At 64.1% G+C, this 20245-nt stretch carries 16 protein-coding genes and 1 tRNA gene; 12 read left to right on the top strand and 5 right to left on the bottom strand.

Annotated features, from left to right (window positions below; genetic code table 11):
• Nucleotides 1-104: 104 nt before the first annotated feature.
• Both ACAX61_RS01280 and ACAX61_RS01275 read right to left on the bottom strand, forming a co-directional pair.
• Nucleotides 105-1652 carry a DUF6538 domain-containing protein gene (locus ACAX61_RS01280; RefSeq protein WP_370713022.1) on the bottom strand — a complete coding sequence of 516 codons (1548 nt, stop codon included), beginning with the start codon at nucleotides 1650-1652 and terminating at the stop codon, nucleotides 105-107.
• Between the two features lie 90 nt (nucleotides 1653-1742).
• Nucleotides 1743-1829 (bottom strand) — tRNA-Leu (locus ACAX61_RS01275).
• A gap of 158 nt (nucleotides 1830-1987) precedes the next feature.
• Here ACAX61_RS01275 and ACAX61_RS01270 point away from each other — a divergent pair.
• The 4 genes from ACAX61_RS01270 to gltB all read left to right on the top strand — a co-directional run bounded on the left by ACAX61_RS01270 (nucleotide 1988) and on the right by gltB (nucleotide 9953).
• Complete coding sequence (locus tag ACAX61_RS01270) at nucleotides 1988-2926, top strand: complex I NDUFA9 subunit family protein (protein ID WP_370713021.1); 939 nt, start codon at nucleotides 1988-1990, stop codon at nucleotides 2924-2926.
• Between the two features lie 39 nt (nucleotides 2927-2965).
• On the top strand, nucleotides 2966-3766 hold the full coding sequence (locus tag ACAX61_RS01265; protein ID WP_370713020.1) for an undecaprenyl-diphosphate phosphatase: 801 nt from the start codon (nucleotides 2966-2968) through the stop codon (nucleotides 3764-3766).
• 161 nt (nucleotides 3767-3927) lie between these two features.
• Entirely contained in the window at nucleotides 3928-5370 is a 1443-nt protein-coding gene (locus tag ACAX61_RS01260) for an NAD(P)-dependent oxidoreductase (RefSeq protein ID WP_370713019.1), read from the top strand.
• 62 nt (nucleotides 5371-5432) lie between these two features.
• Entirely contained in the window at nucleotides 5433-9953 is a 4521-nt protein-coding gene (gene gltB / locus ACAX61_RS01255) for a glutamate synthase large subunit (protein WP_370713018.1), read from the top strand.
• Between the two features lie 4 nt (nucleotides 9954-9957).
• Here gltB and ACAX61_RS01250 read toward each other — a convergent pair whose 3' ends face one another.
• Complete coding sequence (locus tag ACAX61_RS01250; RefSeq protein WP_370713017.1) at nucleotides 9958-10512, bottom strand: hypothetical protein; 555 nt, start codon at nucleotides 10510-10512, stop codon at nucleotides 9958-9960.
• Nucleotides 10513-10560: 48 nt separating this feature from the next.
• Between ACAX61_RS01250 and ACAX61_RS01245 the strand changes: the two genes are divergently transcribed.
• The 5 genes from ACAX61_RS01245 to ACAX61_RS01225 all read left to right on the top strand — a co-directional run bounded on the left by ACAX61_RS01245 (nucleotide 10561) and on the right by ACAX61_RS01225 (nucleotide 14756).
• A complete protein-coding gene (locus ACAX61_RS01245; protein ID WP_370713016.1) occupies nucleotides 10561-11235 on the top strand; it encodes a glutathione S-transferase family protein in 675 nt (224 codons plus the stop codon).
• Nucleotide 11236: 1 nt separating this feature from the next.
• On the top strand, nucleotides 11237-11860 hold the full coding sequence (locus ACAX61_RS01240; protein ID WP_370713015.1) for a YbhB/YbcL family Raf kinase inhibitor-like protein: 624 nt from the start codon (nucleotides 11237-11239) through the stop codon (nucleotides 11858-11860).
• Nucleotides 11861-11908: 48 nt separating this feature from the next.
• Nucleotides 11909-12982, top strand: coding sequence for a phospholipase A (locus ACAX61_RS01235; protein ID WP_370713014.1), 1074 nt, complete (start codon nucleotides 11909-11911; stop codon nucleotides 12980-12982).
• 52 nt (nucleotides 12983-13034) lie between these two features.
• Nucleotides 13035-13574: a peroxiredoxin gene (locus tag ACAX61_RS01230; protein ID WP_370713013.1), complete on the top strand. Its 540-nt coding sequence runs from the start codon at nucleotides 13035-13037 to the stop codon at nucleotides 13572-13574.
• A gap of 123 nt (nucleotides 13575-13697) precedes the next feature.
• Nucleotides 13698-14756 (top strand): GGDEF domain-containing protein, encoded by a 1059-nt coding sequence (locus ACAX61_RS01225; RefSeq protein WP_370713012.1) that lies wholly within the window; start codon nucleotides 13698-13700, stop codon nucleotides 14754-14756.
• Between the two features lie 393 nt (nucleotides 14757-15149).
• On the opposite strand, the gene ACAX61_RS01220 is transcribed toward ACAX61_RS01225, so the two are convergent.
• Complete coding sequence (locus tag ACAX61_RS01220; RefSeq protein WP_370713011.1) at nucleotides 15150-15578, bottom strand: CoA-binding protein; 429 nt, start codon at nucleotides 15576-15578, stop codon at nucleotides 15150-15152.
• Between the two features lie 4 nt (nucleotides 15579-15582).
• The gene (locus tag ACAX61_RS01215) at nucleotides 15583-16527 is read right to left on the bottom strand and encodes an Mrp/NBP35 family ATP-binding protein (protein ID WP_370713010.1); all 945 of its coding nucleotides are present in this window, start codon (nucleotides 16525-16527) and stop codon (nucleotides 15583-15585) included.
• Nucleotides 16528-16597: 70 nt separating this feature from the next.
• On the opposite strand from ACAX61_RS01215, the gene hflK reads away from it, so the two are divergent.
• The 3 genes from hflK (at nucleotide 16598) to ACAX61_RS01200 (ending at nucleotide 20240) form a co-directional block, all read left to right on the top strand.
• On the top strand, nucleotides 16598-17734 hold the full coding sequence (gene hflK, locus ACAX61_RS01210) for a protease modulator HflK (RefSeq protein WP_370713009.1): 1137 nt from the start codon (nucleotides 16598-16600) through the stop codon (nucleotides 17732-17734).
• On the top strand, nucleotides 17734-18621 hold the full coding sequence (hflC, locus tag ACAX61_RS01205) for a protease modulator HflC (protein ID WP_370713008.1): 888 nt from the start codon (nucleotides 17734-17736) through the stop codon (nucleotides 18619-18621). Before hflK ends, hflC begins: the two co-directional genes overlap by 1 nt.
• Nucleotides 18622-18731: 110 nt before the next feature.
• The gene (locus ACAX61_RS01200; protein WP_370713007.1) at nucleotides 18732-20240 is read left to right on the top strand and encodes a Do family serine endopeptidase; all 1509 of its coding nucleotides are present in this window, start codon (nucleotides 18732-18734) and stop codon (nucleotides 20238-20240) included.
• The last annotated feature ends 5 nt before the right edge of the window (nucleotides 20241-20245 follow it).

Here is a 20245-nt window from a genome sequence, read left to right as displayed (position 1 = left end):
TGAGAGGCGATAGCTCATCCCGGCCTACAGATACCCGACCGCATCCGATTGACTCCCCACGGGGCTGATACGGGCGATTTCGGGTATCTGTATGTCCGGTTTGCTCAAGGCTTGGGAATGACCAGCCCCGGCACCCGATAAGATGCAATGGCCGCTACCATTACCCGCATAGATGGAGCGGCCCCGTACTTGTCCGCAGCGTCCCTACCTTCATGCCCTTGGAACTGTCGGCATACCCGCTCAGGGATACCGGCATCCACGGCATGGGTTTTCCATGTATGGCGGAAGGAATGGAATACCTTAGCCTTATCCTCAATCCCGCACTCTTGCTTATACCGGCTAAACCACTGGCCAACCTTGTCAGTTAGCTTCATGCCAATGCCTACAGCCTTCAAGCCGGGAAATACGCGGCCCGCCTGATCTGGCAGCTTGGTCACATAGTCGATGAACCCTAGCTCGATTAGCTTGGGATGCAGCGGAACAAGCCTATTGCTCGCCTCATTCTTAATCTGATTAGGCAAGGCATCATCATCCGGCGTATCTGTAATGTCGATACACCACACCTCTTGCCGCTTATCGTCATCGTCCATGTAGGCAACTTGCTTCACGTCCTGCACCCGTAGTTGGCCTATCTCTTCCCGGCGCGCTCCCATGAATAGAGCTATTAGGGGAAGCCAATAGACAGCCTCACCATAGCCACCCTTGGGCCGTTCGCCCTTGGCATGAACCGGGCCAGCAAACAGGGCGTTGAGGTCATCAACGGTGAAGTCTTTCCGCTTCTCTCCCCGCTCAGTCACAGCCATCTTAACGTCACGGGCTACATTGACGGGGACGATATCCTCTTGCGCCGCCCACTCTAACAGGGTTCGCAGGTATGCCAGCCGATCCCGCACATTGACCTGAGAACGGTTAGGGTCCGCTATCAGCTTGCGCTTGTAGGCCATCACATCGGCCTTGGTGATTAGCTCGACGGACTTTCGGCCCATCATGGAATTGAACAGCTTGGCATCCCGCCAGTAGGCATCCTTGCCACGGGGCGACGGCTTACGCTCAGCGGCCCACCCGTTGAGGATATCTGTATCAAGATAGATGCCTTTGCCCGTCCCGCTGGCGTCGGGGCTGTACTCAACGGCTTGATTTTGACTTTCCGATGCGCGGGCATCCTTGCCGTAGCGAGCTTGCATGGACGCGATCAGCGCCCCGGCATTCTCCCGCTCATGCCCGACTAGCAGCTTGCCAGCCCTAGCCACGTCAGCCGGGGAGGCGTCAGTCTCTATACCCGCTGCCAATGCGTCCATGACGGGCTCTAGGCGCTCTATCTCGCTGTCAGATGCGAACAGGTCATCGGCCACAAGCTCAGCCTGTAGCTGGTCAGCTTCCCATTGCTTCCGCTCCCGTTCGATCTGGGATGCAGGCTTAGGCGGCATGGCATGGATAGGCTTTGCAGCGGCCTTATTCCGCTCAGCTTGCTTGAGCAGAGCATGAGCCGTCTTGGTCATATCGGGGATGAGGGCTTTAGCGGCTTCCCTGTCTTTCAGACCGAGGGATCGCTTAATCTCACGCTTGCCAGCCATGAAGGGCCGCAAGTCCGCAGGGATACCCATGCGGAAATAATAGACGCCATTGGGCGCTCTATGGAGGTAGGAACACATAGGCTTTCGTCCTCGTACCTTTGTACTAGACGCTTGTAAAAAGCCTTGGTTTTCCGCCATTTCTAAGGGTTTTCAAGCCCTTAGTGCAAATGGTGCCCAGAAGAGGACTCGAACCTCCACGACCTTGCGATCGCCAGCACCTGAAGCTGGTGCGTCTACCAATTCCGCCATCTGGGCACGGGGTAGGCCGGTGCCTCTAGTGGCGGGTCGGGCGGGCTGTCAACGACAAAATTTCAAAAAAATGCATCGACGATTCGACAGGTGAGCGCGGCTTGCCGTTTGGCGCTCAAATGGGCATTGGCGGACACAAAGGCTGGAAACGGACAGGGCGCATCATGCGGGACAAGCTCATCACCCTCTTTGGCGGCGGCGGCTTTGTGGGCCGGTACGTCGCACAGGAATTGCTGGCGACCGGCGCGCGGGTCAGGATCGCGCAGCGCGATCCGCGGCGCGCATTCTTTCTCAAGCCGCTGGGCGGGCTGGGCCAGACCCAGTTCGTTGCGGCGGATGTGACACGTCCCGACACCATTGCCCGCGCGATCGACGGCAGCGACGCTGTCGTCAATCTGGTGGGTACCTTTACCGACTATGAGCGGATCCAGATCGACGGCGCAAAGCTGGTCGCGGAAGCGGCGAGGGCGGCGGGGGCAGGGGCGCTGGTCCACATTTCTGCCACCGGTGCCGACGCCGAATCACCCTCGCGCTATGGTCGCAGCAAGGCTGGGGGCGAGGCCGCGGTGCGCGCGGCCTTTCCCGACGCAACGATCCTGCGTCCGTCGGTCGTGTTCGGCCGCGAGGACCAGTTCATCAACCGCTTTGCCGGCCTGATCGCCAGCCCACTGCCGGTCGTGCCGGTGCTGAAGCCCGATGCCCGGTTCCAGCCGGTACATGTCGTCGATGTCGCGCGTGCGGTAGTGGCGGCGGTGCGGGACGTGGGGGTGCATGGCGGCCACACCTATGAACTGGGCGGGCCGGACGTGATGACGATGCTGGACCTGCATCAATGGATCGCGCAGGCGACTGGTCGCGAAAAGACGTTCGCGCCGCTGCCCGACGCGCTGGGCGGCGCGATTGCCAGCATGGGCTTCCTTCCCGGCGCGCCGATCACGCGCGACCAGTGGCTGATGCTTCAGCGCGACAATGTCGTTGCGTCTGGCGCGGCAGGGTTTGAACAACTGGGCATCACGCCGACACCGCTGGGCGCAGTGGCGCCGGCATGGCTGGTGCTGTATCGCCGACAGGGGCGTTTCGGACAGAACCGGGCGCCGGCCTGATCCGGGCCATCACCACCATCGCTGCGGGCGGGAGAAAGCATGAGCGAGCTGCTGACGGTCCTCCTGTTGGGAGCGATCGAGGGTCTGACCGAGTTCCTGCCGGTTTCGTCAACAGGACATTTGATCCTGGCCGGCGAACTGCTGGGCTTCAACGATGCCAGTTCGGTGGCGTTCAAGATCGCGATCCAGCTGGGCGCGATCCTGGCGGTGCTGGTGGTTTACTGGCGGCGCTTCTGGTCGGTGGGCACCGGGCTGATCGCCGGTCGCTCGGCCGCATGGGCTTTTACGCGCAATATCGTGCTGGGATTCCTGCCGGCGCTGATCATCGGGGTCATCGCCTATGACGCGGTGCGCGCGGCCATGCAGACGCCTGTCGTCGTCGCGGTGGCGCTGATCGTCGGCGGGATTGCGATCCTGCTGATCGAACGGATGGTGAAACGCGTGCGCTTCGAAACGGTCGAGGCGATGCCCGCGCGAACGGCCGGCACGATCGGCATCGTCCAGTGCCTGGCGATGCTGCCGGGCGTCAGCCGTTCGGGCGCGACGATCATGGGTGCGCTGTTGATGGGTGTGGAGCGCAAGACAGCGGCCGAGTTCAGCTTTTTCCTGGCCGTGCCGACGATGACGGCGGCTACCGTCTACGCGCTGTGGAAAGACCGTGCGCTGTTGAGCCTGGACGATCTTAACGCAATTGCGATCGGTTTCGCGATGGCGTTCATCGTGGCGATGGCGGTGGTGAAAGCCTTTGTCGCGCTGGTTTCGCGGTTCGGGTTCGCACCCTTTGCCTGGTATCGCATTGTCGCGGGTGGCGCGGCATTGATATGGCTGCTGGCTCGATAGGTCCGAAGCGGACCCGTATCGATATTGCCATCTGATGGAAGTTGCTCACAAAGATGGCGGGTCAAGATAATAGGTAACGTCTGCTGACCTATCACTGTTTTTGTGCGTGACTTTGGCGCAGAGCGTAACTATAGGCGCGTCCAGTACAGGAAGGACGCACCATGAACGCCACCTTGAAGTTCGTGGACGTCGGGCAGGATTTTCCGTCCAAGCGCGACGCCGACGAACGCAACCGCGACTTTCGCGAGATCGCCGACCGCTTTGCGCCGCCCAAGGCGAGCGAGCAGGCGGGGCGCTGTTCGCAGTGCGGCGTGCCTTATTGTTCGGTCCATTGCCCGCTGCACAACCACATCCCCGACTGGCTGCGGCTGACGGCGGAAGGGCGGCTGCGCGAGGCGTATGAGCTGTCGAACAGTACGTCGACCATGCCCGAAATCTGCGGCCGCATCTGTCCGCAGGACCGTTTGTGCGAGGGCAATTGCGTCATCGAATTTTCGGGCCACGGCGCGGTCACGATCGGTTCGGTCGAAAAATACATCACCGACACCGCCTGGGAAGAGGGCTGGGTCGAGCCGCTGGTGCCGGGTCGTGCCCGCGGGCAGTCGGTCGGCGTCATCGGCGCGGGTCCGGCGGGGCTGAGCGCGGCGGAGTATCTGCGCGTCGCCGGATATGACGTGCATGTCTATGACCGGCACGACCGCGCGGGCGGGCTGCTGACCTATGGCATCCCTGGCTTCAAGCTGGAAAAGCCCGTTGTCATGCGCCGGGTCGAGCGGCTGAAGGCCGGCGGCATCGTGTTTCACGAGGGGTTCGAGGTCGGTCGCGACGCGACGCTGGACGAACTGCGTGAGCGCCATGACGCAATCCTGATCGCCACGGGCGTTTACAAGCCGCGCGCGATCAAGGCGCCGGGCATCGGATCGGCAGGCGTGGTCGACGCGCTCGATTTCCTGATCGCATCGAACCGCAAGAGCTTTGGCGACACCGTGCCCGAATGGGATGACGGGCGCCTCAATGCGGCGGGCCGCAATGTCGTGGTCGTCGGTGGTGGTGATACCGCCATGGACTGCGTCCGCACCGCGATCCGCCAGGGTGCCAAGTCGGTAAAGTGCCTCTATCGCCGCGACCGCGCCAACATGCCCGGCAGCCAGCGCGAAGTCGCCAATGCCGAGGAAGAGGGCGTGGAGTTCGTCTGGCTGGCCGCGCCCGAGGCGTTCGATGCAGCTGCCGACGGCCATGTGTCGGGCGTTCGCGTGACCAAGATGCGTCTGGGCGCGCCCGACGCCAGCGGACGCCGGGCGCCGGAGCCGGACCCCGGCAGCGAAACCACGCTGGAGGCCGATCTGGTCATCAAGGCATTGGGCTTCGAACCCGAAGACCTGCCGACGATGTTTGGCGCGCCCGAACTGGGCGTCAATCGCTGGGGCACGCTGCGTGTCGACAACAAGTCGATGATGACCAGCCTGGACGGCGTGTTCGCCGCTGGCGACATCGTGCGCGGTGCCAGCCTGGTCGTATGGGCGATCCGCGACGGGCGCGACGTTTCCGACCGGATGCACGCGTGGCTGAAGGCGCGCGCGCGTGCGGCGAAGGTCGCCGCCTGATCCGCTCGCCGACCCGAATTGAATGAACACGATCGCCGCCTGAGCGATTGGAGAAAACCGGAATGACTCTCGAATCCGAACGTATCCGCCTTGCCACCGAAGGTATGTATCGCCCTGAGTTCGAGGGCGATGCGTGCGGCGTGGGCCTTGTCGCCGCGACCGACGGCAAGCCGTCGCGCCGCGTGGTGCAATCCGCGATCGACGCGCTGAAAGCCGTCTGGCACCGGGGCGCGGTGGATGCCGATGGCAAGACGGGCGATGGCGCGGGCATCCATGTCGATTTGCCGCACCGCTTCTTTGACGATGCCGTCGTTGCCAGCGGACACCGCGTGCTGCCCAACCGTCTGGCGGTGGGCATGGTCTTCCTGCCGCGCACCGATCTTGGCGCGCAGGAGACGTGCCGCACGATCGTCGAATCCGAAGTCATCAATGCCGGCTACACTATCTATGGCTGGCGGCAGGTGCCGGTGGACGTGTCTGTCATCGGCCAGAAGGCGCAGGCGACCCGGCCCGAGATCGAGCAGATCATGATCGCCGGCCCCCTGCCCGAAGAGCAGGACGAGGCCGAATTCGAAAAGACGCTGTATCTGGTCCGCCGCCGCATCGAAAAGCGGATCATCGCGGCGCAGATCACCGGTTTCTACATCTGTTCGCTCTCGTGCCGCTCAATCATCTACAAGGGCCTGTTCCTGGCCGAGAGCCTGAGCGAATTCTATCCCGACCTGAATGACGAGCGGTTCGAAAGCCGCGTCGCCATTTTCCACCAGCGTTATTCGACCAACACTTTTCCGCAATGGTGGCTGGCGCAACCGTTCCGGTGCCTGGCGCATAATGGCGAGATCAACACGATCCGCGGCAACAAGAACTGGATGCTCAGCCACGAGATCAAGATGGCCAGCATCGCGTTCGGCGAGCATTCGGAAGATATCAAGCCGGTGATCCCGGCCGGCGCGTCAGACACGGCGGCGCTGGACGCGACGTTCGAGGCGATCTGTCGCGCAGGCCGCGATGCGCCCACGGCAAAGCTGATGCTGGTGCCCGAAGCGTGGCAGGGCCGCGCCGACATGCCCGAAGCGCATCAGGCGATGTACACCTATCTTGCCAGCGTGATGGAGCCATGGGACGGCCCCGCCGCGCTTGCGATGACCGATGGCCGCTGGGTCGTGGCCGGGCTGGACCGCAACGCGCTGCGTCCGCTTCGTTACACGCACACCGCCGACGGGCTGCTGATCGTCGGGTCGGAGACGGGCATGGTGATGGTACCTGAGACCAGCGTGGTCGAAAAGGGCCGCCTTGGGCCGGGTGAGATGATCGCGGTCGACCTGGACGAAGGGCGCCTGTTCCACGATCGCGAGATCAAGGACCGGATCGCAGGCGAACATGATTATGCCGGCATGATCGGCGGTTATCTGTCGATGGATGACCTGCCCACTGCCGAGGCGGGCACCGTGTCGTTCGACCGGGCTGAACTGGCGCGTCGTCAGGTGGCGGCGGGCCAGACGCTGGAGGATATGGAGCTGATCCTGGCGCCCATGGTCGAAACGTCCAAGGAAGCCATCGGGTCGATGGGCGACGATACGCCGCTGGCGGTCATCAGCGACAAGCCGCGACTGATCAGCCAGTTCTTCCGCCAGAATTTCTCTCAGGTCACCAACCCGCCGATCGACCCATTGCGCGAACGGCATGTGATGAGCCTGAAGACCCGTTTTGGCAATCTGGCCAACATCCTTGATGTCGAAGCGGCCAAGGGGCGCGTGCTGGTGCTGGAATCGCCGGTGCTGGTCGGTGCCGAATGGGCGCGGCTAAAGACCTATTTCGGGGGGCAGGCCGCCGAACTCGACACCACTTTCGCGGCGGGAAGCGGGCAGGAGGGGCTTCGCGCCGCCATCACCCAGCTTCGCGCGCAGGCCGAACAGGCGGTGCGCGAAGGGCGGACCGAATTGTTCCTGACCGACGAGCGCGTGGATGAGGACCGGGTGGCGATCCCCGGCGTGCTGGCGGCGGCGGCGGTGCATACGCATCTGGTCCGGCGCGGCTTGCGGTCATACGCCAGCGTCAATGTCCGCACTGCCGAGTGTCTGGATACTCACTATTTTGCGGTGCTGATCGGTGTCGGCGCGACCACGGTGAACGCCTATCTGTCCGAAGCGGCGATTGCCGACCGGCAGGCGCGGGGGCTGTTCGGCGACCTTTCGCTGGACGATTGCCTCAAGCGGTATCGGAAGGCGATCGACGAAGGGCTGCTGAAGATTATGTCGAAGATGGGGATCGCGGTGATCTCCAGCTATCGCGGCGGCTATAATTTCGAGGCGGTTGGCCTGTCGCGCGCGCTGGTCGCCGACCTGTTCCCCGGCATGCCGGCGAAGATTTCGGGGGAAGGCTATGCCTCCCTCTATGTCAACGCCAGCGACCGGCACGCGGCGGCGTTCGATACGGCAGTGACGACGCTGCCGATCGGCGGCTTTTATCGCCAGCGCCATTCGGGCGAGACGCACGCTTATTCCGCGCAGCTGATGCACCTGTTGCAGACATCGGTTTCGACCGACAGCTACTCCACTTACCTGCAATTCGCGCGCGGCGTGCGCGACCTTCCGCCCGTTTACCTTCGCGACCTGCTGGAATTCAATTTCCCGCGGGAGGGCGTGAGCATCGATCAGGTCGAGGCGATCACCGAAATCCGCAAGCGCTTCATCACGCCGGGCATGTCGCTGGGCGCGCTCAGCCCCGAAGCGCATGAGACGCTGGCCATCGCCATGAACCGCATCGGCGCCAAGGCGGTGTCGGGTGAGGGGGGCGAGGACAAGATCCGCTATCGACCCTATGAAAATGGTGACAATGCCAATTCGGTGATCAAGCAGGTGGCGTCGGGCCGATTCGGCGTGACGGCGGAATATCTGAACGCCTGTGACGAAATCGAGATCAAGGTCGCACAGGGTGCCAAGCCCGGTGAGGGCGGGCAGTTGCCCGGCTTCAAGGTGACCGAGTTCATCGCGCGGCTTCGCCACTCGACGCCGGGCGTGACGCTGATCAGCCCGCCGCCGCACCACGACATTTATTCGATCGAAGATCTGGCGCAGCTGATCTACGACCTGAAGCAGATCAATCCGCGCGCGCGGGTGTGCGTCAAGCTCGTCAGCTCTGCGGGCATCGGCACCGTCGCGGCAGGCGTGGCAAAGGCGCATGCCGACGTCATTCTGGTGTCGGGCCATGTCGGTGGGACGGGCGCCAGCCCGCAGACCAGCATCAAATATGCTGGCACTCCGTGGGAAATGGGTCTGTCCGAAGTCAACCAGACGCTGACGCTGAACGGTCTGCGCGGCCGGGTGAAGCTGCGCACCGATGGTGGGCTTAAGACCGGGCGCGACATTGTAATTGCGGCCATCCTGGGCGCCGAGGAATTCGGCATCGGCACGCTGTCGCTGGTGGCGATGGGCTGCATCATGGTGCGCCAGTGCCATTCGAACACCTGTCCGGTGGGTGTGTGCACGCAGGATGAGAAACTGCGCCAGAAGTTCGTCGGCACGCCGGAAAAGGTCATCAACCTGATGACCTTCATTGCGGAGGAAGTGCGCGAAATCCTGGCGCGGCTTGGCTGCACCAGCCTGGACGAAGTGATCGGCCGCACCGAATTGCTGCGTCAGGTCAGCCGCGGGGCCGAGCATCTGGACGATCTGGACCTGAACCCCATCCTGGCCAAGGTCGATGCCAGCGATGCGGAACGCCGGTTCAGCCTGAACACCTTCCGCAACGACGTGCCCGACAGCCTTGACGCCCAGATGATCAAGGATGCCGCGCCCGTGTTCGCGCGCGGAGAGAAGATGCAGCTGACCTATTCGGTGCGGAACACCCACCGTGCGGTCGGCACGCGGTTGTCGAGCGAGCTGACGCGCCGGTTCGGCATGTCGAAGCTGGCCGATGGGCATGTCCATGTCCGCCTGCGCGGCAGTGCGGGTCAGTCGCTGGGCGCGTTTTTGTGCAAGGGCGTGACGCTGGAAGTGTTCGGCGATGCCAACGACTATGTCGGCAAGGGGCTGTCGGGCGGGCGCATCGTCGTTCGGCCGATGGTGTCGTCGCCGCTGGCGAGCCACAAGAACACGATCATCGGCAACACCGTCCTTTACGGCGCAACGTCGGGTGAGTTGTTCGCGGCGGGGCAGGCGGGCGAACGCTTCGCCGTCCGCAATTCGGGCGCCAAGGTGGTGGTCGAGGGCTGCGGCGCGAACGGATGCGAATATATGACGGGCGGTATCGCGGTCGTGCTGGGTGAGGTCGGCACCAATTTCGGGGCGGGCATGACCGGTGGCATGGCGTTCATCTACGACCCCGAAAACCGCTTTCCCGACCGGGCGAATGGCGAAAGCCTGACGTGGAACCGCCTCTCTTCGGCGCATTGGGAAACGGTGCTTCGCGACCTGATCTCAGCCCATGCCGAATCGACCGACAGCAAGTGGTCGAACGGTTTGATCAGCGATTGGGAACGGGTGCGCGGCCATTTCTGGCAGGTCGTGCCGCGCGAGATGATCGATCGGCTGGAAGTGCCGATCGACGACCGCACCGCGCCGGAATTCGTCGCGGCGGAATGACGGATCAGGCGGTGCGCGCGGCCTTGCGTCGGCGCACCGCCAGCCACCCGGCAGCGGCAAAGATGGCCAGCGCGGGCCAGCCGCCATCGGTGACGAACAGATAGGACGTGCCGATCGCCGCATATCCGGCCAAGGCGGCAACGCGCCACCCGCGCGGCAGCGAACGATCCAGCAGCGCCAGCCCCGCCGCAAAGGCGACCAGCGCATTGGCGCCCAGCCACAGATAGGACGCGTCGGCCCCGATCGAGCCGAACAGCGGCAGCTTGACCGTGGCATAGCCGCGCATCGCGTTGGGAAAACAATCGGCGGCCAGGTGAAAGCCCATTCCCATCGTCAGCCCCGGCGCGATCGCCCGTGCGCGCGTCCATGCGAGCAGCAACAGCGGCACCAGCACACTGTGCGTCACGGCGCTTCGATGGGTGAGCAACAGGTTGAAATCGAGGTCTGGAAACGTCGTTCCGGCGACACAGGCTGCCAGCAACGCCGCGACGCGCGCGCCGTGCGATCCGCGCAAAAGCGCCATCACCCACGCCGCCGCCAGCCATATCACGCTTGTCACGCCACTCGCCCCTTTCCCTCGTCCGGCGGCGTCATTAACAGAACAAGTATGTGGCTTCTCTACCAGTTCCCCCTGTGTCCCTTTTCCCGCAAGGTCCGGCTGCTGCTGGCCGAGAAGGGCGTTGGCTATGAGCCGGTGCGCGAGTCGCCATGGCTGCGGCGCGACGAATTTCTCGACATGAATCCTGCCGGCGAAACGCCGGTGATGGTGCATAGCGAGCGCGGCGGCCGCCCGATGATCGATTCGATGGCGATCTGTGAATATTTTGAGGAAACGGTCGAAAAGTCGGCGATGCTGAACGGCACGGCGGCGGATCGGGCGGAAATCCGGCGGCTGGTGACGTGGTTCGACGTTCATTTCTATCGCGACATCACCCGGCCGCTTTTGACGGAGCGGATGGAGAAGCGGCTGGTGCTGCGAACCTCCCCCGATTCCGGGCGCCTGCGAGAGGCGATGAAAGCGGCGGTCGCGCATCTCGACTATATCGATTATCTGCTGGACCACCGGCAATGGCTGGCAGGTGCGACGATGAGCCTAGCCGATCTGGCGGCGGCGGCGCAGATTTCGGTCGCCGATTATCTGGGCGGCATCGACTGGAAAAGCCATGAGCCGAGCAAGCGCTGGTATGTCGGCATGAAAAGCCGCCCCAGTTTCCGCCCGCTATTGGCCGAACGCATGGAAGTGATCGCGCCCCACGCCGATTACGAGAAACTGGACCTCTGACATGCTGGAACACGTCCCCTCGTGGCTTGGCAAGGCGCTGAAGGGGTTGCGCGCAGGCGAGGAAAAGCTGGCAATCGTTCAGCCGGGGCTGGGAACGTTCGCGTCGCTGCATCTGGCCAGCCCGGCATTTGCCAATGGCGCGCGCCTGCCCGAACGCTTTACGGCCGATGGGGAGGGCGTGTCGCCGCCCCTGTTCTGGACCGGAGTGCCGAAAGAGGCGGTGCGGCTGGCCCTGCTGGTCGAGGATGCCGATGCGCCGACACCCTCGCCGCTGGTTCATGCCGTGGTCTGGGATCTGCCGCCGGGTGAGGGCGATCTGAAGGAAGGCGCGATCGTCGCGGATGGCGCGGGCGAGGGGCATGATGTGGGCCGCAACAGTTATTTTGCAGAAGGCTGGCTGCCGCCCGACCCGCCCACCGGGCACGGCGTCCACCATTATGCGTTTCAGCTGTTCGCGCTGGCCGATGGGCCCGACCTTAGACGCAATCCCAGCCGATCGGCCATGCTGAAGGCCATGAGCGGTCGTGTGCTGGCAGCGGGTGTGCTGACCGGCACCTATTCGCGTGGGGAGCAAAAGCCGGTCGGCCCAGCGTCACTCGCTACGCACAGCCGCGCCGTGGGCTGATCGCGTTCGTGTGCTCAACCGTCATATCGTCGTGGCAATGGTGTTCCGATGCGCCTGATCCTGTTCCTGCCCGCTATCGCCAGCGCCGCCCCGGCCCTGGCCCAGATCGCGCCCGTGCCACAGCAGCCCCCCTCTGCCACCGCTGCAAGCGAGAGCGGGGTCTTGGTCTTTTTTCCGAACGAGGGCGATACGCCCATCGACCCGAAGGCGCCCGAACGGCTTGAGGTCACAGCCGCCGACGGAACGCGCCTGAAGCTGGAGCGGGAAGGGCCGGCATTGCTGCCCGTGCCGCCGGGCGGCTTTGGCAAGGCGCGCTATCGTCCCGCGACGATCAGCGTGGCGGAAGTGGCGGCGCCCGTGCCCGACACGCCGGAGCGTGAGGCTGCCGATGCTGTCGCGGCGTCGCGGGAACAGGAAGTGCTGGGTTCCGCCGGCACCGCATCGGCGATTGCGCGTCGCTTCACGCCTTATCGACCCACCTATGGGGCATTCGGTCTGGAAGATGCGGGCGGCAAGCTGCAATTGAGCTTTGCCTTCCAACCCTTTGAAACCAATGGCGCGCTTAATGGACTGCGTTTCGCGTGGACGCAGACGATGTTCTGGCGTGTCGACTTGCCGTCGGGGCCGTTCGTATCGACCAACTACAGCCCGGAAGTGTTTTACGAGATGCCACTGTCGCAGGATGCGGTCGCGGCAATCGGCTATGCCCATGATTCCAACGGGCGGGGCGATGTCGGTTCGATCGACGTCAACCGCATCTATGCCCGCGTCACGCGCCGCTTCGACCTGGGCGACCGCTGGTATGGCGAAGTCACGCCGCAGCTGTGGTTCTATGTCGGCAAGCAGGGCGTGGCCGACGATATCGAACGCTATATGGGCTATGGCCAGATCGGCGCGGCCATCGGGCGCACCGACGGGGTGAAGCTGCAACTGGTTGCGCGCGGCAATCCCGGCACGGGGCGCGGGGCGGCGGAACTGTTTCTGTCCCACCCCTTGGCACGTCTGGGGTTCGGCCTCGGCATCCATGCTTTCGGTCAGGTCTATACCGGCTATGGCGAGGCGCTGGACCAGTATGACAGGCGCGACACCCATGCGCGGCTGGGGATCGCACTCACTCGGTAATCGACAGTCGCTCCATGTGGGGCTAGCGTATCCTTACAGGGAGGAATCGTCGATGCGCGTGGTTCGTTTGGCATTGGTTGCAGCCATGGCGGTTGCGGCGTTACCGGCAGGGGCAGCGTTGGCGCCGGGCGTGAAGGCGCCCGATTTCACAACCCAGGGCGCGTTGGCCGGAAAGCCGTTTCGCCTGCACCTGAACGAACAGCTGCGCCATGGGCCAGTGGTGCTGTATTTCTTCCCCGCCGCCTTCACCTCCGGCTGTAATGCCGAGGCAAAGGCCTTTGCCGAAGCGATGCCGCAATTTCGCGCGGCGGGTGCGCGCGTGATCGGCATGTCGGCCGACACGCTGCCGCAGCTTCAGAAATTCTCGAACGAACATTGCGCCGGCCGCTTTCCCGTTGCCACGGCAACGCCGGAGCTGATGCGCGAATATGACGTCCTGCTCGATCGCCCCGGCATGACACGGACGATGAGCGACCGGACCAGCTATGTCATCGCACGCGACGGCAAGGTGGTGTTCGCGCATAGCGACATGAACCCGGTCGATCATGTGCGCTCGACACTGGCTGCGGTACGCGGGCTCAGCCGCAACTGATCGAATCCGCAAAAACATGACACGTCGGCGCCCGCGCGCTGACGGGTTGTTAGGTATTTGTGGCTAACGGTCTGGGGGTCGGGCCGGACGGTCTGGTTCGTGCAGGGGGATGTTTTGAAGAGGATGGCGCCGCTTCAGCAGTCTGACGCTGTCGCTTCGGCGCAGAAGTCGCCGGCGCTGTATCAGCGAATCGGGGAGTTTCTGGTCGCACAGCGGATCGAACCCAGCCCCGCAAACTATGCCATTGCCTATGCCGTCGTGACCGAAACCGACAGCGCGTTGGCTCAGGAGGTTGCCGCGCGGACCGATGGCGGCGTGCGTCTGACGCAGCGCGACCTGGACGAACTGGGCATGAAGGTCGAGCACAGCCAGCTTGCCGCCGATTCGCAGCAGGTTACCGAAGCCGCAGAGCTGCTCGCCGCCCGTGCGCAGGCCCAGATGGACGGGTTTACCGACGTCGTCGTGCGGATGCACACACAGGCGCGCGATTTCGGTCGCGACCTGATCGCCAGTGCCGACGCCATTGAACGCTCACGCGCTGAACAGGGCGCGTCGCCGCCCTTTGTGGAGGATGTTTCACGCATCACCGCAGCGATGATCGCCCGTGTTCGCGAAGCCGAGCGTCGGCTGGAGGAGGCGCATCGCGAGGCGGAGGAACTGCGTCGCGCGCTTGAGGCGGCACGCGGGGACGCGCTCAGCGATCCGCTAACCGGCTTGCCGAACCGCCGCGCCTTTGAAGAAACCTATGCCGAACGCATTGCGGCGGGCCAGACGCCGTGCGTTGCGGTGTGCGACGTGGACCATTTCAAGCACGTCAACGACCGTTTCGGGCATACCGTGGGCGACCGGGTGCTGTGCGCCATTTCGGCGGCGCTGTCCGAGGCTTGCGCCGGCCATTTCGTCGCACGGCACGGGGGTGAGGAATTCGCGATCCTGTTTGACGGCAGCATTGCGGATGCGGTTGCCGTGATCGAGGAAGCGCGGATCAACATCGGGCGCAAGCGGTTCCGGCTGCGCGAAAGCGACGTGCTGATCGGCACCGTCACCTTTTCGACCGGCATCAGCCTGGCGCTGGCGAACGAGCCACTTGCGAAGGTATTCGAACGTGCCGACGCGCTCCTCTATGCAGCGAAGGCGTCCGGTCGCGACTGCATCTTCGTGGATGGTGACGTTTCCATCTGATCGGTGAAAATCACCGGCGGTTTGGCGAAAACTCCCAAGTGTTGCGCGCGAAATGGCGCGATTGCGCGCCTTTCGTGATTTGGCACGCGCCGTGCAAACGCCCCTGCATCGGTCGCGGGATGGTCCGGCGTTCCGACAAAAGGGAATTTGATCATGCTTCGTACGGCTTCGCTCAAGAACTCGGTCGCGTCGATGGCTGCGGCGCTTTTCTTCACCGCAATCCTCGTCGTCGCGTCGGCGCCGTCGGTTCCGCTGGCATGAGCGCGCGGACGCCGAAACCGGCCAGCACAAGCTTTCGGATCGGCGCCGCCGCGTTTTGTGTCACTTCGGCGCTGATCTATCTGCTCAATCCGGTTGCGGGCTCGATCAGCTGATCGCTGCCCGCCCGGTGGCTCAGGCGACGGGGGCGATCGCCAGCCGTCGCAATTCGATCGCGGGACAGCGATCCGTTACCACCTTCAACCCAGCCGCTTCGGCGCGCGCCGCGGCTTCGTGGTTGATGACACCCAGCTGCATCCAAACCGCCTTCGCCCCGGCGGCGATGGCCTGATCGACGGCCTCTCCAGCTGCCGCCGAATTGCGGAAGATGTCGACGATGTCGATCGAATCGCCCAGTTGCGACAGGTCGCGAAATACGAACTCGCCGTGCACATGCTCGCCCGTAATCTGCGGATTGACGGGGATCACGCGATAGCCATGGGCCTGCAGCGTCCTCATCACGCCATAGCTGGGCCTGTTCGCCCGATCGGACGCGCCGACCACAGCAATGGTGCGCGCTGATTCCAGCAGCGTGCGAATATCGTCGTCAGTGGTCAGCGGCATCACGTCATCCCTGTCGGTCGATCCATTCGCCCACAAGGGCGGCAATGGCGTCGAACGCCGCGCGCTCCCCCACGTTCCCCGCATCCGACGCCTGGCGAATAGCCATGGTCAGCGGCACCCGGCCGAGAAAGGGGATGCCCAGATCGGTCGCCGCCCGCTCCGCGCCGCCAGTCCCGAACGGATCCGAAACCTCCCCACAATGCGGACAGGCATAGCCCGACATATTCTCGACCAGCCCGATGACGGGCACGCCCGCCTGTCCGAACAGGTCGATCGCGCGCCGCGCGTCGATCAGCGCCAGATCCTGCGGCGTCGATACGATCACCACGCCTGCGGGTTTGTGTTTTTGGATCATCGTCAGCTGCACGTCGCCGGTGCCGGGCGGCATATCGACGACGAGCGTGTCGGTCCCGTCCCAATTTCCGTCGAGCAGCTGCGTGAGCGCGTTGGTGGCCATTGGCCCCCGCCATGCCAGCGCCTTTTCCGGCGGAACAAGCTGCCCGACCGACAGCAGGGGCACACCGTGCGGCGACGGGACGGGCACCAGTTTGTTGTCGCGCGCTTCGGGCTTGATGCCGTCGATACCCAGCAGTCGGGGCTGGGAGGGGCCGTAAATATCGGCGTCCACCATACCCACGGCACGGCCCGACGCAGCCAGCGCGACGGCCAGATTGGTGGAAACGGTCGATTTCCCGACCCCGCCCTTGCCGCTGGCGACCGCGATCAGGCGGCGAGTGACGCGCTGGCTGGTCTGCGCAACGCGCACCGTCTCGATCCCCGGTACCCCCGTCGCCACGGCTTCGATATCAGCGGCAAGGGTATCGCGAGCGGCGGGGGGAAGGCCGGTTACGTCCAGAATGATGCTGGCGCGCGCACCGTCGACTCGCACGGTCGCGCGACCGGCGGCGAGGGGGGCGAGCAGGGCTTCGAGCTGATCCTTTGCGTTCATGTGCGCGCACATAGGCACTGACCGCGTTCCCGCCACTGTTAATCGGCGCGCGGACCCCTATAAAGACGGCATGACACGAAGGATGGGCTGGATCGCGCGCGCTGGCGTGCTCCGAAACGACAATCCGAAAGGCCCCTGGGGCAACGGTGGCAATGGCGGCAACGGGGGCGGCGATGGCGGCCCGCGCAATCCATGGGCCTTCCCGCCCGAAGGACGGCGGCCAAAACCCAACGCCACGTCGCTGGACGAGTTTCTGAAACGCGCACGCGGCGGTGGCGGTGGCGGGGGCGGCGGCTATCCGGGCGGCGGCAATCTGCACTTGCCCGGTGGCCAGAGCATCTGGCTGATCGTGGTCGGCGTTTTCGTCCTGATCTGGCTGGCGTTCACATCCTTTCACTCGATCGCGCCGCAGGAAAAGGGCGTGGTTTCGCTGTTCGGCCGTTATTCGACCACGCTCAATCCCGGCATCCAGGTGACCCTGCCGGCGCCCTTTGCCAGCGTCGAAAAGATCGACGTTCAGGAAGCGCGGGTTGAGGATTTCCCGCAGGCGGCAACCGAAAACCTGATGCTGACCGAGGATCAGAACATCATCGATCTGGCCTATTCGGTCCGCTGGAACATCCAGAATGCCGAAGATTACGCATTTCAGCTGGCCAATCCGCGCGACACGGTGCGCGCGGTCGCCGAAAGCGCGATGCGGGCGTCGGTCGCAGGCGCCACGTTGAACGAAGCGATTGGGGCTGGCCGCACCAATATCGAGGCCGAGGTGATGCAGCGGATGCAAGTGATCCTCGACGAATATAATTCGGGCGTTCGCGTGCTGGGCGTCGCGATCAAGCAGGCCGTGGCACCCCAGGCCGTGGACGAGGATTTCAAGGCCGTCAGCGCCGCGCAGCAGCAGGCACAGGCGAACATGAATCAGGCCCGCGCTTATGCCCAGCAGATCATCGCCCGGGCGCAAGGTGAAGCCGCGCAGTTCGACAAGATCTACGAACAATATCGTCAGGCACCCGAAGTGACGCGTCGCCGCCTTTATTACGAAACGATGGAGGCCGTGCTGGCCAAGTCGAACAAGACGGTGATCGAAGCGCCGGGCGTGACCCCCTATCTGCCCTTGCCCGAAGCGGCAGGCCGCCGTCGTGAGACGCCGCCCGCCGTGCAGGAAGCGACGCCCGCCCAGCCCCAGACCAATCAGGGAGGCCAGTGATGGGAACGCGTCTGTTCCGCAATCCGATGGCCATCGGCGTGCTGTTGCTGGCGCTGGTGGTTATTCTGGCCAACACGTTCGCGATCGTGCCGGAAACAAAACAGGCCGTGATCCTGCGGTTCCAGAACCCGATCCAGCTGATCAACCAGTATCAGCGCGGGGAGCAGTTCGGCCGTACGGGTGCCGGTTTGGTCGCCCGTATCCCGTTCATCGATCGCATCGTGTGGATCGACAAGCGGGTGCTGGATATCGAGCTGGACAACCAGCCCGTTTTGTCCACCGATCAGTTGCGGCTGGAGGTCGACGCCTTTGCCCGGTTCCGCGTTGTAAACCCGCTTCAGGCGGTGATCTCGACCGGCTCGACCGCCAATACCGAACAGCGCGTGGCGGATCAGCTTCGTCCGCTGCTCAGCTCGGCGCTGCGCAACGAACTGGGCAAGCGCCCCTTCGCGATGCTGCTCTCGCCGGAGCGTGCGCAGGTGATGGACAATATCCAGACCGCGCTCGACCGTGTCGCGCGGCAATATGGTGCCGAAATCGTCGATGTGCGGATCCGCAAGGCGGACCTGCCCACGGGAACGCCGCTTGAATCGGCGTTGCGCCGCATGGCGACGGCACGTCGCCAGGAAGCGCTGACCATCGAGGCGCAGGGCCTGCGTGAAGCGCAGATCATCCGCGCCAATGCCGATGCAGAGGCAGCGCGCGTCTATTCAGCTTCGTTCAACAAGGATGCTGATTTCTACGACTTCTATCGGGCGATGCAGTCCTATCGTTACAGCTTTGGTGCCGATGGCGATGGCGAGCGCGATGGAACGTCGATCATCCTGTCGCCCCAGAACGATTATCTCCGCGCCTTTACGCGTGGTGGCCGGGGAGGCGGGAACTAAATGGGGGAGGGGTGAGTCACACAAGCTGACCACCCGTTCACATTCAATCGCAGTTCAGCATCGGTTTGCGAAAACAAGTGTAAACCGTAGCCAGGAAGGAACCCGAATTCGTGCGTTACGCCTATGCGATTACCAGCGCGCTGCTGCTTGGCGGCACCGCCGTTACGCTTGCCGTTCAGCCCTCGATGATTTCGGCGCAGACCGCGCAGAACGAACCCGGCGCAATTTCCGCCACCGCGCCGCGCGCGGGCGCGCCGATGAGCTTTGCCGAAATGGTGGCGAAGCTTCAGCCGGCGGTCGTCAACATCTCGACCACGCAGCGCGTGACCGTGCCCAGCAACCCCTTTGCCGGAACGCCGTTCGAGCAGTTCTTTGGTCAGGGCGGCGGCGGGCGCCCGCGCACGCAGGAAGGCCAGTCGCTGGGATCGGGTTTCCTGATTTCGGCCGATGGTTATGTCGTCACCAACAATCACGTGATTTCGGCAGGCTCGCCCAACGCGACCGTCGAATCGGTGCGCGTCACGCTGGCCGATCAGCGCGAGTTCGACGCGCGCGTGGTCGGTCGCGACCCGGCGTCCGACCTTGCCGTGCTGAAGATCGAGGGGCGCAGCCTGCCCTTCGTCCGCTTTGGCAATTCGGCGCAGGCGCGCGTCGGCGATTGGGTCGTCGCGATCGGCAATCCGTTCGGCCTGGGCGGGTCCGTGACGGCGGGTATCATCTCGTCGGTCAACCGCGTCACTGGGGGCGGACCGTTCGACCGTTTCATCCAGACCGATGCCTCGATCAACCGGGGTAATTCGGGCGGGCCGCTGTTCGACATGCAGGGCAATGTCATCGGCATCAATTCGCAGATCCTGTCGCCGACCGGCGGCAATGTCGGCATCGGCTTTGCGATCCCCGCCGAACAGGCACGCCCGATCGTAGAGACGCTGATGAAGGGCAAGACGCCTGAGCGCGGCTATCTCGGCGTCGGTATCCAGCCGATCGACAATGATCTGGCCGCCGCATTGGGGATCGAGCGTAACAAGGGCGAGTTGATCGCGCGGGTCGAGCCGGGCCAGGCGGCCGAGAAGGCTGGCATTCGCCAAGGCGACGTGATCGTCAAGGTGAACGGTCGCGATGTCGATCCGCAGAATACGCTGAGCTACCTCGTCGCCAATTCGGCGCCGGGCACCCGCGTGCCGATCGAGCTGATCCGCGAGGGTCGCCGCGTAAACGTGACCGCGGTTGTGGGGACCCGACCTTCCGAAGAGGAAATCGCCGGGTTCCAGCTGGAGCAGGAAGGCGCTCCGGAGGGTGCACCTCCCGCCGCGAATGCTCGTAATTCGCTGGGTCTGGGCGTTCAGCCGCTGACGCCGTCGATCGCTCGTTCGATCGGTGTCGATCCTGCCACCAAGGGCGTTGTTGTTGCGGCGGTCGATCCGTCGAGCGACGCTGGTCGAAAGGGTCTCCGTCGCGGTGACGTAATCCGTTCGGTCAATCGCCAGCCGGTTGCCTCTGCTGCGGATATTCAGCGTCAGGTTCAGGCGGTGCGCGAAGCGGGTCGCAGCCAGATTCTGGTTGTGATCCAGCGACGGGCGAACACCAGCTATCTTGCGCTTGCCATCGGCGAGGATTGATCGCC

Origin of the sequence: Sphingomonas sp. IW22 (assembly GCF_041321155.1) — a bacterium.
Taxonomy (GTDB): domain Bacteria; phylum Pseudomonadota; class Alphaproteobacteria; order Sphingomonadales; family Sphingomonadaceae; genus Sphingomonas.
This window is presented reverse-complemented; position numbering and strand designations above follow the sequence as displayed.